Origin of the sequence: Mitsuaria sp. WAJ17 (genome assembly GCF_014174515.1) — a bacterium.
Taxonomy (GTDB): Bacteria; Pseudomonadota; Gammaproteobacteria; order Burkholderiales; family Burkholderiaceae_C; genus Roseateles_B.
In genome coordinates, this window is sequence record NZ_JACJUG010000164.1 from 1 (window position 1) to 318 (window position 318).

General features: G+C 68.2%; 1 protein-coding gene. It reads right to left on the reverse strand.

Annotated elements, in window-relative coordinates:
* On the reverse strand, positions 1-318 hold a 318-nt coding region (locus tag H5407_RS23880; RefSeq protein ID WP_183106947.1), incomplete at both ends, for a hypothetical protein.

Sequence of the window (318 nt, forward strand, 5' to 3'; positions counted from 1 at the left end):
TCAGGCCTTGCAACTGCGAGTCGGCAAAGCCGCGGATCGCGGCGGTGCCCAGCGCCACCAGATCCTGGGTCTCGATCGCGCCGATCTGCGAGGCCTTCAGCGCCGCCATCTGGCCCGAGCCGAAGGAGGTGAACTGGCTCGATGTCAGTGCAGCGATCTGCTGCGGCTGCAGCGCGGCGATGGCCAGGGTGCCGATGGCCTTGATTGCGGCGGTGCTGAGCGCGGCGATGTCCTCGAGTTCCAACTTGCCGAGCTGATCCGGGCGCAGCGCCGCGACCTGCGCGGAACCGAGCGCTGCGAACTGGTTGCTGTCCATGG